Origin of the sequence: Yoonia sp., assembly GCF_965660735.1 — a bacterium.
Lineage (GTDB): Bacteria > Pseudomonadota > Alphaproteobacteria > Rhodobacterales > Rhodobacteraceae > Yoonia.
On the sequence record NZ_CBFIBD010000008.1, the window covers coordinates 46,770 to 62,019 of the forward strand.

Annotated in this window: 16 protein-coding genes and 1 tRNA gene; 8 read left to right on the plus strand and 9 right to left on the minus strand. The window is 59.3% G+C overall.

Going from position 1 to position 15,250, the window contains the following annotated elements:
* Positions 1 to 60: 60 nt before the first annotated feature.
* Entirely contained in the window at positions 61 to 183 is a 123-nt protein-coding gene (locus ACTG4B_RS05375; protein ID WP_439154661.1) for a hypothetical protein, read from the plus strand.
* 175 nt (positions 184 to 358) lie between these two features.
* Here ACTG4B_RS05375 and ACTG4B_RS05380 read toward each other — a convergent pair whose 3' ends face one another.
* The gene (locus ACTG4B_RS05380) at positions 359 to 805 is read right to left on the minus strand and encodes an iron-sulfur cluster assembly scaffold protein (RefSeq protein ID WP_439154662.1); all 447 of its coding nucleotides are present in this window, start codon (positions 803 to 805) and stop codon (positions 359 to 361) included.
* Between the two features lie 67 nt (positions 806 to 872).
* Here ACTG4B_RS05380 and hisI point away from each other — a divergent pair, with 67 nt between their 5' ends.
* Positions 873 to 1,247 (plus strand): phosphoribosyl-AMP cyclohydrolase, encoded by a 375-nt coding sequence (gene hisI / locus ACTG4B_RS05385; protein ID WP_439154663.1) that lies wholly within the window; start codon positions 873 to 875, stop codon positions 1,245 to 1,247.
* Here hisI and gluQRS read toward each other — a convergent pair.
* From gluQRS to gyrA, 3 genes are all read right to left on the minus strand, one after another.
* Positions 1,222 to 2,040, minus strand: coding sequence for a tRNA glutamyl-Q(34) synthetase GluQRS (gene gluQRS / locus ACTG4B_RS05390; RefSeq protein WP_439154664.1), 819 nt, complete (start codon positions 2,038 to 2,040; stop codon positions 1,222 to 1,224). The two genes, hisI and gluQRS, sit on opposite strands and share 26 nt — an antisense overlap.
* A complete protein-coding gene (gene trmFO, locus ACTG4B_RS05395) occupies positions 2,037 to 3,392 on the minus strand; it encodes a methylenetetrahydrofolate--tRNA-(uracil(54)-C(5))-methyltransferase (FADH(2)-oxidizing) TrmFO (RefSeq protein WP_439154665.1) in 1,356 nt (451 codons plus the stop codon). Before trmFO ends, gluQRS begins: the two co-directional genes overlap by 4 nt.
* 70 nt (positions 3,393 to 3,462) lie before the next feature.
* On the minus strand, positions 3,463 to 6,219 hold the full coding sequence (gene gyrA / locus ACTG4B_RS05400; protein WP_439154666.1) for a DNA gyrase subunit A: 2,757 nt from the start codon (positions 6,217 to 6,219) through the stop codon (positions 3,463 to 3,465).
* Between the two features lie 196 nt (positions 6,220 to 6,415).
* Between gyrA and ACTG4B_RS05405 the strand changes: the two genes are divergently transcribed.
* Genes ACTG4B_RS05405 through ACTG4B_RS05415 form a run of 3 tightly spaced genes read left to right on the plus strand, consistent with a single transcriptional unit; the run spans position 6,416 to position 8,160 of the window.
* Positions 6,416 to 6,682: an usg protein gene (locus ACTG4B_RS05405; RefSeq protein WP_439154667.1), complete on the plus strand. Its 267-nt coding sequence runs from the start codon at positions 6,416 to 6,418 to the stop codon at positions 6,680 to 6,682.
* A gap of 58 nt (positions 6,683 to 6,740) precedes the next feature.
* Positions 6,741 to 8,045 (plus strand): ferredoxin reductase family protein, encoded by a 1,305-nt coding sequence (locus tag ACTG4B_RS05410; RefSeq protein WP_439154668.1) that lies wholly within the window; start codon positions 6,741 to 6,743, stop codon positions 8,043 to 8,045.
* On the plus strand, positions 8,038 to 8,160 hold the full coding sequence (locus tag ACTG4B_RS05415) for a hypothetical protein (protein ID WP_439154669.1): 123 nt from the start codon (positions 8,038 to 8,040) through the stop codon (positions 8,158 to 8,160). Before ACTG4B_RS05410 ends, ACTG4B_RS05415 begins: the two co-directional genes overlap by 8 nt.
* Here the strand turns inward: ACTG4B_RS05415 and ACTG4B_RS05420 are convergent.
* Together ACTG4B_RS05420 and rocF are read right to left on the minus strand one after the other, a co-directional pair.
* Complete coding sequence (locus tag ACTG4B_RS05420) at positions 8,157 to 9,203, minus strand: ornithine cyclodeaminase (RefSeq protein ID WP_439154670.1); 1,047 nt, start codon at positions 9,201 to 9,203, stop codon at positions 8,157 to 8,159. The two genes, ACTG4B_RS05415 and ACTG4B_RS05420, sit on opposite strands and share 4 nt — an antisense overlap.
* A complete protein-coding gene (rocF, locus tag ACTG4B_RS05425) occupies positions 9,200 to 10,129 on the minus strand; it encodes an arginase (RefSeq protein WP_439154671.1) in 930 nt (309 codons plus the stop codon). Before rocF ends, ACTG4B_RS05420 begins: the two co-directional genes overlap by 4 nt.
* Positions 10,130 to 10,215: 86 nt before the next feature.
* Here rocF and ACTG4B_RS05430 point away from each other — a divergent pair, with 86 nt between their 5' ends.
* Complete coding sequence (locus ACTG4B_RS05430; RefSeq protein ID WP_439154672.1) at positions 10,216 to 10,635, plus strand: Lrp/AsnC family transcriptional regulator; 420 nt, start codon at positions 10,216 to 10,218, stop codon at positions 10,633 to 10,635.
* On the opposite strand, the gene ACTG4B_RS05435 is transcribed toward ACTG4B_RS05430, so the two are convergent.
* Both ACTG4B_RS05435 and ACTG4B_RS05440 read right to left on the minus strand, forming a co-directional pair.
* Positions 10,592 to 11,083 carry a disulfide bond formation protein B gene (locus ACTG4B_RS05435; protein ID WP_439154673.1) on the minus strand — a complete coding sequence of 164 codons (492 nt, stop codon included), beginning with the start codon at positions 11,081 to 11,083 and terminating at the stop codon, positions 10,592 to 10,594. The genes ACTG4B_RS05430 and ACTG4B_RS05435 overlap by 44 nt on opposite strands.
* Positions 11,080 to 11,658 (minus strand): YqaA family protein, encoded by a 579-nt coding sequence (locus ACTG4B_RS05440; protein WP_439154674.1) that lies wholly within the window; start codon positions 11,656 to 11,658, stop codon positions 11,080 to 11,082. The genes ACTG4B_RS05435 and ACTG4B_RS05440 overlap by 4 nt, the downstream gene beginning before the upstream one ends.
* 122 nt (positions 11,659 to 11,780) lie before the next feature.
* On the opposite strand from ACTG4B_RS05440, the gene ACTG4B_RS05445 reads away from it, so the two are divergent.
* Positions 11,781 to 11,866: transfer RNA gene (locus tag ACTG4B_RS05445), tRNA-Leu, on the plus strand.
* 555 nt (positions 11,867 to 12,421) lie between these two features.
* Complete coding sequence (locus ACTG4B_RS05450; protein WP_439154675.1) at positions 12,422 to 14,545, plus strand: Hint domain-containing protein; 2,124 nt, start codon at positions 12,422 to 12,424, stop codon at positions 14,543 to 14,545.
* Here ACTG4B_RS05450 and ACTG4B_RS05455 read toward each other — a convergent pair whose 3' ends face one another.
* The gene (locus ACTG4B_RS05455; RefSeq protein ID WP_439154676.1) at positions 14,546 to 15,130 is read right to left on the minus strand and encodes a nucleotidyltransferase family protein; all 585 of its coding nucleotides are present in this window, start codon (positions 15,128 to 15,130) and stop codon (positions 14,546 to 14,548) included. It lies immediately after the preceding gene.
* Positions 15,131 to 15,250: the final 120 nt, after the last annotated feature.

Sequence of the window (15,250 nt, forward strand, 5' to 3'; positions counted from 1 at the left end):
CTTTACAGACCGTTAATGGTATGAGAACAAAAGAGCAACAGAACGTTAGGAGAACACCACATGGCACAGGAAATCAAATCCGCAATCGTCCGGTCCCGCGACACGATTTTGGCTGATGCGCTTGGCGTGGTGGCCCTGATGGTGATGCTGTTTGTCGGATTATCACTGCCTGCGATGATCTGACCTGCCTGGCATCTGCGGCCCGGTCGATCACATTGCCCTGTCCCAAACTTGCAATGATTGATGACCAGCCTGTCCCGGTTTCGTATGTGGGGTTTGCCTGCCCCCGATAACCAACGGACCGGGCCGTAGTGCCATCCTGCCGCCGCCATCCTGTCCCGGATGTGCGGCGGTTTTTTTATGCGCTGGCGGTGCTGTCTTCCAATGCTGCAAGTGTGGCGTCAAAGGCCAGCAGAATGGAGGCGTGCCGGTTCTTGTAATCCTTGGCGGGCTGCAGCACCTCAAGATCGGAGAAGGGGGCATCGGGCACCGCTCCGTCATTTTTCAGCATGGCAACTAACTGGTCGCGGCCCGACTGGACCTGATCACGCTTCAGCCCGATGATATTGCCGCCCACTACGGCGGCGGCGGCCTGTCCCAGCGCGCAGGCCTTCACGTCTTGCCCGTACTCTGTGATCACCCCGTCCTTGACCACGATATCAACAGTGACGGTTGATCCGCAGAGGGGCGACCGTTTCTTGGCCGTGGCTGTTGGATTGACCAGCCGTGCTGTGCGCGGCATATCGGCGGCCAGCGCAAGGATACGCCCTGAATAAAGTTTGATCATATCCGTTTCTGCCGACATGCCGTTTGCCCTTTTTACCACTAAGCCCTAGATAGTGCGGACCCCGCTGCTTGCAAAGGTTTTTGACATGTCATTTGATCCCGCGACCCTGACGTACAACGACGCAGGGCTGATCCCTGCGATCGCGCAGGATGCCCAGTCGGGCGAGGTGCTGATGATGGCCTGGATGAACGCCGAATCCGTCGCCAAGACCCTGGAAACCGGGCAAGTGACCTATTGGTCGCGGTCCCGTCAGGAATTCTGGGTCAAAGGCGCGACCAGCGGCAACACCCAGACGCTGGTGGATTTTCGCGTGGATTGCGACCGCGATTGTCTGTTGCTTGAGGTCGATCAGGCAGGTCCGGCGTGTCACACCGGGCGGCGGACGTGTTTCTATACGGCCGTTCGGAATGGCGAAGAGGTCGAGATCGAAATGCCTATGGCAGACCAACCATCCGCCTGATGTCAGCAGGGGTGGCGCCGTCAGCCCGGTATTTCGCGATGGCGCGGGCATCATCGCGCTTGGCCAGTCGCTTGCCATCCTGATCCCGGATCAGTGTGTGGTGGTGGTATGTCGGCGTAGGCAGCCCCAGCAGATTTTGCAGCAAAACGTGGATCGGCGTCGCCTCGGCCAGATCGGCACCGCGTATGACATCGGTGATCCTCTGGGCCGCGTCATCCACGACGACGGACAGGTGATAGGATGTGCCCATCTCGCGCCGGGACAGAACGACATCGCCGATGTCGTGGACCAGGATGTCGCGTGTGATGGTGTGCCGGGACTGATCAGTGTAGCTGATATTACGGGCGGCTTTGGCCATATCCAGCCGCAGAACTGCATCCGTCGGCCGTGCGCCGGTTCTGTCACGCCCGCGGCAGGTGCCCGGATAGATCACGCCGTCCGGTCCCATGGGCGCGCCTTCCTGCGGGGCGCTGGCGGCAGTGGCAATATCCTTGCGGGTGCAGGTGCAGGGGAATAGCAATCCGTCATCCCACAACTGGTCCAGCGCGGATTGATAGGCAGCGGTGCGATCTGATTGCCGCATGACAGGTTCCGGCCACGACAGACCCAGCCAGTGCAGATCGTCGTAAATCTGCGACTCCCATTCGGGGCGGGCGCGGGTCTGGTCGATGTCTTCAATCCGCAGCAGGAATGTTCCGTCAGCAGCCATCGCCATATCATACGCAAGCAGCGCCGAATAGGCGTGCCCCAGATGCAGCGGCCCTGTAGGTGAGGGCGCGAAGCGGGTGATCATTCGGCGGCTTGTGCCTGTGGCGCAAGCCAGTCCTGCCAGTCGGCCTTGGCCCGGTCGGTGTAGCCTTTGTAGCGGTCCTTGCGTCCGCGTCGTCCGCTTTTGACCCCGTCAAGCGGCGGAAAAAGCCCGAAATTGACGTTCATCGGCTGGAACGTCTTTGCCTCGGCCCCGCCGGTGATGTGGGTGACAAGGGCACCCATCGCAGTGGTGTTGGGCACAGGCGGCAACGTCTGTCCGGACAATTCCGCCACAGCCATGCGGCCCGCCAGCAAACCCATCGCGGCGGATTCCACATAGCCTTCGACGCCGGTGATCTGACCGGCGAAACGGATATTGGGCCGCGAGCGCAGACGCATCTGGTCGTCCAGCAGCGTGGGCGCGTTGATGAATGTGTTCCGGTGAATCCCCCCGAGGCGCGCGAACTCTGCGTCCTCCAGCCCGGGAATCATTTTGAAAACAGCCTTTTGTGCGCCGTATTTCATCTTGGTCTGAAAGCCGACCATATTGAACAACGTGCCCAGGGCGTTATCACGGCGCAGTTGCACGACGGCATAGGCTTTGTTCTGCGGATCATGCGCGTTGGTTAGGCCCACGGGTTTCATCGGGCCAAAGCGCAGGGTTTCGCGGCCACGCTCGGCCATGACTTCGATCGGCAGGCAACCGTCGAAATAGCCGGCAGTTTCGCCTTCCTTGAATTCGGTTTTTTCAGCCGCAAGCAGCGCGTCGATGAACGCCTCATATTGCGCCTTTGTCATCGGGCAGTTGAGGTAGGCGGTTTGTTCCGCGACCGTTTCACCCTTGTCATAGCGCGACTGCATCCAGGCCACATCCATGTTGACACTGTCAGCATAGACGATGGGCGCGATAGCGTCGAAAAATGCAAGCGCATCCGCGCCGGTTTCGGCCTGGATCGCCTGCGCCAGCGCACCGGACGTCAGCGGGCCGGTGGCGATGATCCAGTGGCCGTCATCGGGCAAGGCGGTGATTTCATCATAGGATATGCTGATGTTCGGATGGGCGGTCAGCGCGGCGGTGATGCTTTCGGCGAATGGGTCACGGTCCACGGCCAATGCGCCACCGGCGGGCAGGCGGTGTTTATAGGCGGTGTCCATCACCAGCCCGTTCGCCTGCATCATTTCCCAATGCAGCAGCCCCACAGCGTTCTGTTCATGATCGTCCGACCGGAACGAGTTCGAGCAGACCATTTCGCCTAAGTGGCCGGTGCGGTGGGCAAAGGTGCCAACCTTGGGGCGCATTTCGTGAATGACGACATGCAGGCCAGCGTTTGCCGCCTGCCAAGCGGCCTCTGATCCGGCCATGCCGCCGCCGATGATATTGAGTGTTCTGTCCATGCCCATGATCTAGGCCGGACAGGCACAAATGAAAAGGCCCGCCTGTTTGTCAGGCGGGCCTTTGTATGAACTACTCTGCTTGCGTGTCCGTTTCTGGTTGCGCAGTGTCATCGCCCTGATCGGCGATCCAGGCGACGCTGACCACTGTCTCATCCTTGCCAGTGTCGAACACCTTGACCCCGCCCGCGCCACGCGACCGAAACGAAATACCCTCGACAGGGACGCGGATGGATTGGCCGGTGGACGTGACCAACATGATCTGATCCGACAGATCGACAGGGAAGGAGGTGACCAGCGGCCCACCACGCATGGCACGATCCATCGCCGCCACACCCATGCCGCCGCGTCCGCGCACCGGATAGTCGTGGCTGGACGACAGTTTGCCCGACCCTTTTGCGGTGATCGTCAGGATCAGGTTTTCCGCCGCCGACATTTCTGCATAGCGTTCGGGGCTGATGGCCCCTGCGGCCACGTCCTCGTCGTCTTCGTTTTCGGCCTCGTCCGTCAGCCCGGCCATGGCACGGCGCATTTTCAGATAGGCGGCGCGCTCGGCGGGATCCGCTTCGAAATGGCGGATGATGGACATTGACACGACCTTGTCATCGCCCTGAAGCCGGATACCGCGCACACCGACAGACGACCGCGAGTTGAAGACCCGCACATCGGTCGCCGGAAAGCGGATGGCGCGGCCTGAATCGGTGACCAGCATCACGTCATCATCATTGGACGCAATGCGCGCATTGATCAGTGTGGTGCCTTCGTGTTCGCCTTCGAACTTCATCGCGATCTTGCCGTTGCGCATGACATTTGTGAAGTCTGACAGCTTGTTACGACGCACAGTTCCGGCAGAGGTTGCAAAGACGACTTGCAGGTCGTCCCATTCTTCCTCGGGGCGGTCGACGGGCATGATAGCAGCGATGGATACACCGGGCGGGATCGGCAGGATATTGACGATTGCCTTGCCCTTGGCGGTGCGGCTGCCCAGCGGCAGGCGCCATGTTTTCAGCTTGTAGACCATGCCGTCGGTCGTAAAGAACAGCAACTGCGTGTGGGTATTGGCCACGAACAGGGTGGTGACCACGTCCTCTTCCTTGGTCGCCATGGAGCCGACACCCTTGCCGCCGCGCCGTTGCGCGCGGAAATCGGCCAGTGCGGTGCGCTTGATATAGCCGCCCGATGTGACAGTGACGACCATGTCCTCGCGTTCAATCAGGTCCTCGTCGTCCATATCGGCGGCCCAGTCGGTGATCTCGGTCCGGCGGGGAACGGCGAACAGGTCGCGCACTTCGGTCAGCTCATCACGGATGATTTGCAGGATCCGTTCGCGCGAGCTGAGAATTTCAAGGTATTCGCGGATCTTGCCAGCCAGTTCCTGCAATTCGTCGGTCACTTCCTTGACCCCGATCTGGGTCAGGCGTTGCAGTCGCAGTTCCAGAATGGCGCGGGCTTGTGTTTCCGACAGGTTATAGGTGCCGTCTTCATTGGCGGTATGGGTCGGGTCGTCGATCAGGGCGATATATTCCAGAATACTTTCCGCAGGCCAGCGCCGCGTCATCAGTTTTTCGCGTGCCGTCGCCGCATCGGCCGAGGCACGGATGGTCGCCACCACCTCATCGATATTTGTCACGGCCACGGCCAGACCGCACAGGATATGCGCCCGTTCGCGCGCCTTGCGCAGCAGATGGGCCGTGCGGCGGGCAACGACATCTTCACGGAAATCGACGAAAGCAGTCAGGAACCGGCGCAGCGTCAGCTGTTCGGGCTTGCCGCCGTTCAGCGCCAGCATGTTGCAGCCGAAATGCGTCTGCATCGGGGTAAAACGGAACAGCTGGTTCAGCACCACCTCTGCCGTGGCATCACGTTTCAACTCGACCACCACGCGCACGCCACTGCGGTCGGATTCGTCCTGCACATGGGCGATGCCTTCGATCCGCTTGTCGCGGGCGGCCTCGGCGATGCGGTCGATCATCACCGACTTGTTCACCTGATAGGGGATTTCGTCGATGATGATGGCATAGCGATCCTTGCGCAATTCTTCGATATGGGTGCGCGCCCGCACCAGAACCGTGCCGCGCCCCTCCAGATAGGCCTTGCGCGCACCGGCCCGGCCAAGGATGATCCCACCGGTGGGAAAATCGGGTGCCGGGATATAGTCGATCAGTTCCTCGCTGGACATGTCGGGGTTATCGATCAGCGCCAGCGTGCCGTTGATGACCTCGCCCAGATTGTGCGGCGGGATGTTCGTGGCCATACCCACGGCGATGCCGCCCGCACCATTGACCAGCATGTTGGGAAAACGCGCCGGCAGGACGCTGGGTTCACGGTCGCGGCCATCATAGTTGTCCTGAAAATCGACGGTATCCTTGTCGATATCGGCCAGCATATAGGCTGCGGGCTTGTCCATCCGCACCTCGGTATAGCGCATGGCGGCGGCACGGTCGCCATCCATGGACCCAAAATTGCCCTGGCCGTCCAACAGCGGCAGCGACATGGAAAAATCCTGCGCCATACGCACCAGCGCGTCATAGATCGCACTGTCGCCATGTGGGTGATATTTCCCCATCACGTCGCCGACAGAACGCGCCGATTTACGATAGGGCTTGTCGTGGGTATTGCCCGCCTCGTGCATCCCGTAAAGGATCCGCCGGTGAACGGGTTTCAGCCCGTCCCGCAGATCCGGGATCGCGCGGGACACGATCACGCTCATCGCGTAGTCAAGATAGCTGGTCTTCAGCTCGTGTTCGATGGTAACGCTGGGGCCGTCATAAACATAGCTTTGCGGCAAATTTTCATCATTATTATCAGGGGTTTCGGGGGTATCGCTCACGTGGGCCGCCTGTCTGCTGAATAACTGCTATATTTCGTTGCGATGATACTATCAGACACCTGATATGGGGTGCAATGGCTGATGCCACATGCCGCTGGCAGCCACCAAAGAGGATTGATAACAGATTGTTTTTGTTGACAAAGTTTATCAACGCGGCATCCTTCCACTATAAGATCAAGAAACGAAGAGGTGCGCAATGCCAACAGAGACCGAATTGATGATGAAAGGCTACGGCCTGACCACTGCGGAAATGTATTACCGGATGCCCGACCACCCCAGCGTGCTGAACACGTTCGTCTGGCAGGATTACGACCTGGCCCCGGATCATGACAAGCTGCTGAAATTCATCGGCTTTTGGCAGGAAAAACTGGATGGGCCGCTGCATTCGGTCCGCTTTGTGCATCGCAAGCTGATCAGCCCCGGCGAATGGCGGCATGTGACAGGCGAATTCCATTATCATTAATCGGCGCAGATTGTGACAAATCAAGTGCAAGAGTCAGCGCCACAGCTAGAAAGCCGGCATGAAACTGTTTGCTCTTTTCGCACTTTACGGCCTGCTGCTGGTCCTGCCACTGGCGCTGTCTGCGGTCTACGGCGGTCCGCCCCGCCCGGTCATGCACGATATCGCATCAGGGTTGGGGATGGTGGCATTTGCCGTCATTCTGGTGGAATTCGTGCTGTCGGGACGGTTCAAGACTGTGTCCAACCAAATCGGCATGGATGTGACGATGCGCCTGCATCAGGGCATGGGGCGCGCCGCACTTGGCTTTGCGCTGTTGCATCCGTTTCTTTATGGCGGCGCGCCAGCGGGTGGGCCGCGCCCGTGGGATGCGACACGGCAATTGACGCTGTCCACCGATATGCTGGGTCTATCGGCTGGTATTGCGGCGTTCATCTTGTTGCCAACCTTTGTCATTTTCGCGATCTATCGCAAGCAGACACCACAGACCTATGAACACTGGCGGTGGTTGCACGGGTTGGGGGCGGCGCTGATTGTCATGATGCTGCTGGTGCATACAATCCGGGTCGGTCGCTATGCCGACGCGCTGCCCGTGGCATGGTATTGGTACCTGATGACAACAGCGGCCGTCGCCACGCTGGTGCATGTGTATCTGCTGGCACCGTTGCGGGAGCGCAAGCGCCCATGGAGATTGCAAGGCGTTGTGCCGGTGGCCCCGCGTCAATGGTCAGTCACCTTGGCACCTGACGGTCACGCGGGACTGGATTACAAGGCCGGACAATTTGCCTGGCTGAACGTCGGCCACAGCGCATTTTCCCTGCACGAAAATCCGTTTTCCATCGCATCTGCCCCTGCTGCCGGACCTGAAGTGTCGTTCCTGATCAAGGAATTTGGCGATTTCACCCGGACTGTCGGACAGATTGCGCCGGGCACGCGGGCCTATATCGACGGGCCATTTGGCACCCTGACGATCACGGGGCGCAGTGAACCGGGCGTCGCCCTGATCGCTGGTGGTGTCGGGGTCGCCCCACTGCTGGGAATATTGCGCGAAATGCGCATGACGGATGACCCCCGTGAGGTCAGGATGATCTATGGCGCGTCAAAGGCTGCCGACGTCGTTTTCAAAGACGAATTGTCAGGTGAAAATACAACGATCATTCTGTCAGATCCGCCCGATGACTGGGACGGGGAAACAGGAATTATTGATGCCACCTTGCTGGGCCGGCTGTTTACCCAGGAACAATGCGACACCTGGGTGTTTCTGCTTTGCGGTCCGCCCGCCATGATGGACAGCGTCGAACATGACCTGATCGCGCGTGGCGTTTCCGCACGGCGTATTCTGTCGGAAAGGTTCGATTATGATTGATCCGTTCCGCCGCACACCACTGCGCCAGCGCGTCACCCTGACTGTCCGGTTGCTGGTGGTCGCCCTGGGCTTTTGCGTGCTGGTCTTTGCGCTACGGCAGGCAGGCTGGGTTTAGCCTGCCCGCTTGATCATTCCGAACAGATCGCGCGGATCGTCAGGGTCCGCGATCATATCCAGATCAATGTAATAAGGCGTGTCGCGGATCTGGTCGTGGACATAGCGCAGGGCGCTGAAATCCTCGATCGCGAAACCGACACCGTCGAACAGCGTCACCTCTGACGCAGACTGCCGCCCCCGTGCCGTGCCGGAAATCACATGCCACAGTTCCGTGACAGGATGATCGGCGGGCATCTGCTGAATTTCCCCCTCGATCCGCGTCTGCGGCGGATATTCCACAAAGACCGATGCCCGCGCCACGATATCACGGTGCAGTTCGGTCTTGCCGGGACAGTCGCCGCCGATGGCGTTGATGTGGACGCCGGCACCGACCATATTGTCGGTCAGGATCGTCTGCACGTCCTTGTCAGCGGTGGCCACGGTGATCACATCGGCGCCTTCGATCGCCTGCTCGGGGCTATCGCAAGCGGTGATCGTGAACCCAAGCCCGGCAAGGTTGCGCATGCATTTTTCGGTCGCGGCGCTGTCGATGTCATATAGCCGGATGTTGTCGATCCCGCAGACAGCCTTGATCGCGAGGCATTGGAATTCCGACTGCGCACCGTTGCCGATCATCGCCATGGTGCGCGCGTCCGGCCGGGCCAGATGTTTCGTCGCCACCGCTGACGTGGCCCCGGTGCGCAGGGCAGTCAGCACCGTCATTTCCGAAAACAGCACCGGATATCCGGTATAGACATCCGACAGAACGCCAAAGGCAGTCACTGTTTGCAAGCCTTCGCGCATGTTCTTGGGGTGGCCGTTGACGTATTTGAACCCGTAAAATTCGGTATCCGCCGTCGGCATCAACTCGATCACACCGACATCCGAATGCGATCCGACGCGCGCGGTCTTGTCGAACAGGTCCCAGCGGATGAAATCAGCCTCGATCGCGCGGGCCAGATCGGCAAGGAAAGTCTCGATCCCGATATGATTGACCAGACGCATCATGTTATCGACGCTGACGAAAGGCACCATGGCCTTGTGTGATGCTTTGAGGCTCATTTGAAGCTCCGTGTGGGGCGGTCGAACACGCGGCGGCCCAAAAGGGATGCGGTCAGGTCAACCATCAGGTTGGCCGTTTCGCCCCGGTTATCAAGAAAAGGGTTCAGTTCAACGAGGTCGAGCGAGGTCACAAGCCCTGAATCCGACAGCATTTCCATCACCAGATGCCCCTCGCGGACGGTGGCACCGCCGGGCACGGTCGTGCCCACGGCGGGTGCGACGGACGGATCAAGGAAATCCACATCAAGCGACACATGCAGCATGCCGTTCACGGCTGCGACCTTGTCAAGGAAGGTCTGCAATGGCGCGCTGATGCCTTCTTCGTCGATCATCCGCATATCCACCAGCATCACATCGCCATCGTCCAGCACCGCATGTTCGGCCGCATCCACGGACCGCAGACCGATCATGCAGATATTGGCGGGATCCACGCGGGCGGGCAGGGGCGGGTAGGCATCAAAACCCGGCCGTCCGGTGACATAGCCCACAGGTGTGCCGTGCAGGTTGCCGCTGTCGGTGGTTTCGGGTGTGTGGATATCGCTGTGCGCATCCAGCCAAAGCGCAAAGAACGGGCGGTCCTGTGCCTGCGCATGGGCCGCCATGCCCGCCACGGTGCCTGCGGCCAGCGCATGATCGCCCCCCATGAAAATGGGCATCCCTTTTGGGGCGGCGTTCTGTGCGGCGTCCATCAGCGTATGCGTCCAGCCGACGTTTTCCGCCAGTTCATGCACCAGCGGATTTTTTGCAGGCGTCACGGTGACCGGTTTGGGGGCAAGGTTGCCGATGTCTTCAACGGTGTGGCCAAGCGCGGTCATCGCCTCGGCCAGACCGGCTGTGCGGAAGGCGTCAGGCCCCATCAAACAACCGCGGCGGCGTTTGCCACAGTCCACGGGGGCGCCAATCAGGATGATGTGTTTTTGTGTCATGCCGGCAATATTGCGCGAATTGCGGGATGGGGTAAGCCGGCAAATTGTGCAATATGTAGGTAAATGTTACGATTTGGATAGTGCAAATGGACAAACTGGATAATCGTTTGATCGCGGCGCTGCGGCGCAACGGGCGGGCGTCGCTGTCTGATCTGGCCGCCGAACTGGGCGTCACCCGCAGCACATTGCGCAGCCGGATGGACCGGCTTGTCGCAGGGGGTGAGATCGTGGGCTTTACCGTGCAAACCCGATCTGACGTGCGCCCACATGCGGTGCGCGGGCTGATGATGCTGGAAATCGCGGGGCGCGGGGCGGATAAGGTCGTGCGCGCGCTCTTGTCCATGCCGCAGGTGCAGACCGTCCATTCCACCAATGGCACATGGGATCTGATCGCTGAAATCGGCACGGATACGTTGGAAGGGTTCGATCAGGTGCTCAGCGCCATCCGCAGGTTGGACGGTGTCAGCCGGTCCGAAACGAACCTTTTGCTGTCCACCCGGCGCTAAGTGCCACGGCAATCAGCCAGCCCACCATCAGGTCGAACGACAGTATCGCGTTCCAGCTTGCCATCGACAACGTCAGGAATTCCCAACTGACCTGATCGCACAACACCACGCGCGGCCCTTCGATCGCCAACAGGTCGCTGCCCGTCAGCCCCTCAAGCCCGCCATTGCCGGTGCAGCTGGTCGGGCCTTCCCACCAGTCGCGTTCGACGCCGGTGTGATAAACGCCGATCGCGCCGGTTGTTCCGGCGGCACCGGCGCCAAGCAGCGGCAGCAGCCGACCGGGAATTTTCAACGCCAGCAGCCCGATCGCAATCGCTGCAAAATGCGGCCAGCGTTGCCACAGGCACATCGCGCAGGGCGGATATCCCAGCGCCTGAAACAGATAGGCCCCGGCCAAAAGTGCCGCAGACCCGCCAGCGGCCAGCGTGATCATCAGGTTACGTGTCATAAGACCCCCACAAGTGCGAAACCGCCGAACAACAGCAGGCAAAAGAGAATGAAAACCAGCCCGAGGCGCCGTTCGATGAAATCGCGGATCGGCGCCCCGAATTTCCACAGCAGCGCCGCGACGATGAAGAACCGCAAGCCCCGCGCGATGATGGATGAAATCACGAAAACCGGAAATGACAGTTGCGTGACCCCCGACGCGATGGTGATCACCTTGAACGGAAACGGCGTGACCCCGGCGATCAGCACCGCCCAAGCGCCATAGGTGTTATACCATAGCGCAAATTCGGCAAAGCCGTCGCCCTTGCCGTAAAATTCCAGCACCGGCCGCCCCACGCTCTCATACAGTCCATAGCCGATATAGTAGCCCAAAAGCCCCCCCAGCACGGATGCAACCGTGGCGACCGCCGCGATCATGAACGCCCGGCTTGGCCGTGCAATGATCATTGGAATCATCAGCACATCGGGCGGGATCGGAAAGAACGACGATTCAATGAACGCGACAATTGCCAGCGCCCAAAGTGCGTGGGGTGATCGGGCCAGTGATAAGGTCCAGTCATAAAGGCGGCGCAGCATGTCGGGTTCTTTCCCATGGTTTGCGGGGGTTAGGCCATGACCGGCCCGCGCCGTCAAGCGTGTGGATTTCCCGTAAAGTCGGATTGACGCCGCTGGCGCACCGGATTAGGACAAACGCACGGGCCGATGTGGCGGAATGGTAGACGCAGGGGATTCAAAATCCCCCGATGGCAACATCGTGAGAGTTCGAGTCTCTCCATCGGCACCAAGCGACTTTCGTTTATCCAGAAAACTATGGTTTTCTGCGTCCCACCGCGCAAGTGCAGTCAGTGCCACTGTCCAGGTGTCCGATGCGCAATGCAAAACGGCGCGATTGCCCTGATATTGGGGCCAGCATGATCGCATTAGACCGGGGCAAACAGGCGCGGCAGCCAGCCAACAATCCCCATCTGATTCGTTTCGTTTGGGGCAAAGTTATGGCTGAAATTCGCCTAAGTCCCGGCAAACAGGATGAAATTCTCGTCTCGCCTTGCCTAAAGGGTAGGTTTTCGCTTGGTTTTTCCAATGTTAATTTAAGATAACGATTGTACTTTCCATCTATATGGCAAGGACGATAATAATCTGTAGCAGAGCATGTCGAGGCAGCTGACGTTATTTCCATCCCCGAAGCGGTGTGGGGGAAATCAACTCTTCGAAGGATTAATGAATTTGGGCTGTGATCGCGCATCGCAATCCAACCCTGGTGACTGGGCAGAATAACTTTGGTTGTTCTCTGCGCTTTTCGGGGGTCTTGGCTAAAAAAAAGAAGAACTTAAGGTTAACGATGGCAGTCTTTACTCTTGATTGGTCGAACGCGGATATTGATGGCGATAACAGGCTTGATTCATCTGGCGACCGCGTGGTGGTCGATGTGTCGACACCCCGCAACAGAGGTGAGAGCTGGTCTGTCGAAAACTTCGGCGGCGGGGTTGTCGGCCTGCAGGCCCGCAACGTCTCTGACCCGACCGTCGTCAGCCTAGCGTTCGATGAACCGGTCCGGAATATTTCCTTTGAACTTTTCGATGTCGATGCCTCTGCCGGCGGTTGGGATGATCAGATCACGATTATCGCGCTGGATTCGGCAGGCAATCAGGTTCCGGTGTCGTTCAGCGATCTGGCCTTTCACCATCAAGTCAGCGGAAATGTCCTGAACACGAATGATAACGTGTCGCCTGGTGTTGAAACGGTGGGCGCGGCCGACAGTGTCACGGTGAATATCGCCGGCCCGATTGTCAGCCTTCAAGTGATTTATGACAACGATGGCGGCCCGGAGGATTCAGGCACCGTCGGCCTGAGTGACATCACATTCGAAACCTTTGGTCCGCTGGACGGCTATGTCGAGGGGACGCCCGGCGATGATGTGATCGATATTGCATATGCAGGCGACCCCGAAGAAGACAGGGTCGACAATGGCGATGCAATACTGCCCGGTGCTGCACCACAGGATGACGTCATTCTGGCCGGTGACGGTGATGATACCATCGTTGCGGGTTCGGGTGACGATCTGGTGATCGGTGGCGATGGCGGCGACACGATCGACGGCGGTGATGGCGCCGACATCATTTATGGCGACAGCCCTGCATTCGACGGAACCCTTGATTTCAATGCGCTGAACGCGGGGGATCTGGTCAACGCGCAGTTCATTGAAAACGGCGTCCGGATTTCGAGCATGAATCCAGACAATCCGACGATGATCTTTGACACCGCCAATGACGACAGCGAAGAAAACAGCCTGGAAACATCGACAGCCGGAAACGCCCTGATCCTTTCGAAGGACAATGATCCGACGGAACCGGACGTTGACAATGACGGTGGCACGTTTCTGTTTGAATTTACCGGTCCGACCACGATCAACAGCCTGGATTTTATCGGTCGAAACAGGGACACGACGATCCGGTTTTTTGATGAAAACGGCAACCAGATCAGCCAGATCAACGTGCCGGATGGCGACAGGAACACCGTATTTACCCAGACGATCAATGTTGCCGGCGTGTCCCGCATGGAGGTCACGCTTGAGGGTAAAGCCGCACTTGATAATCTGAATTATACGATCATCAATCCCACCGACGACAACGACGACACCATCATCGGTGGTGACGGCGCTGATCTGATCTATGCGCAAAGCGGGTCAGATACCATTCTTGGCGGCACAGCCGGAGACGTGATTTTTGGCGGTGAAGATGCCGATGGCAACGACATCGACGTCCTTGACCTGACCGGTAGTGACGTGGATTTCATCACCTACGAACCTGGTGACCCCGAGGCTGGCACAGTCACTTTCCTGAACGGCACCACGCTGACGTTTTCCCAGATCGAGAATGTCATCCCATGTTTCACCCCCGGCACCCTGATCGCGACCCCGCAAGGTGCGCGGCTGGTTGAAAACCTGACGGTAGGGGACCGTGTGCAAACCCGCGACAACGGCATTCAGACGATTGTCTGGGCCGGCAGAAAGGCGGTCAGCCATGCAAATCTTATTATCGCACCTGAATTGCGCCCCGTTCGGATCGACGCGGGCGCGCTTGGCAACGGCGTTCCTGTCCGCGACATGCTGGTGTCGCCCAACCACCGCATATTGATCGTTTCAGAACTGGCCGAGCTTTATTTCGGACAGAGTGAGGTGCTGGTCGCAGCCAAACACCTGACACATCGCGATGGCATCGACATTGTAGATGTTCCGGGGGTGACCTACGTCCATTTCATGTTCAATAATCACGAGGTTATCCTGGCTGATGGCGCCTGGTCAGAAAGTTTCCAGCCCGGTGATTATACCTTGCGCGGGGTCGGCGAGGCGCAACGCGCGGAAATATTTGCGCTTTTTCCCGAACTTGCCACGAAGCAAGGCGTGACTGATTATCGCGCGGCTCGCGGATCATTGAAACGGCACGAAGCGGCGCTGCTGACCTGATCATCGCGCGCGCCATACCTGCCAGTCTTCGGGCGTATCAAGGTCAAGGCGTGCCCGGTTTTCGGGCAGCGGGACAAGACATGTGTGATCCGCCAATGGCCGGACTATCGGATCGCCGCCTGTGTCACCTTGCAACCCCTGAAAGGCGGGCCGCAAGCTTGCGTCAAAAATAATGGGATGGCCCGGTCTGCCTGTCGTCGTGGCCCCTCGCCAAATCAGGTTTTCCGGATGGTCTTTGCAGGCTGCCATGACGGTCTGCATATCTGCCGTGTCGATCGCCACCAAATCAGCCAGCAACATCATGAAGGCCGGCGCATCAGGCAGTTGCGCTATCGCGCCGCGCATGGTGCCTGACATGCCTTCGGCGGCCTGCGGCACGGAAAGGATCGTCACATCAAGCCCGTCCAGCGCTGCCGCACGTGGATGATCAGCGCGGGGCAGGGCGATAAATACCGGATGCCCGGTTGCCAGCGCCCGTTCCGCCTGGACCCGCAGCAGCGGCACACCGCATACAGGCTCCAGCAGCTTGTCGGCCCCGCGCATCCGGCTGGACCCGCCCGCAGCAAGGATCAGGATCGGGATCATTGGCACATCACCATGCCTTCTGGGTCGAACAAGGATGTCGTGACCAGACCGGTTTGATCAAATGAGGCACGACAGAGGCGACAACACCACCGCAACCGATAACCGCGACACAGGTGGTGG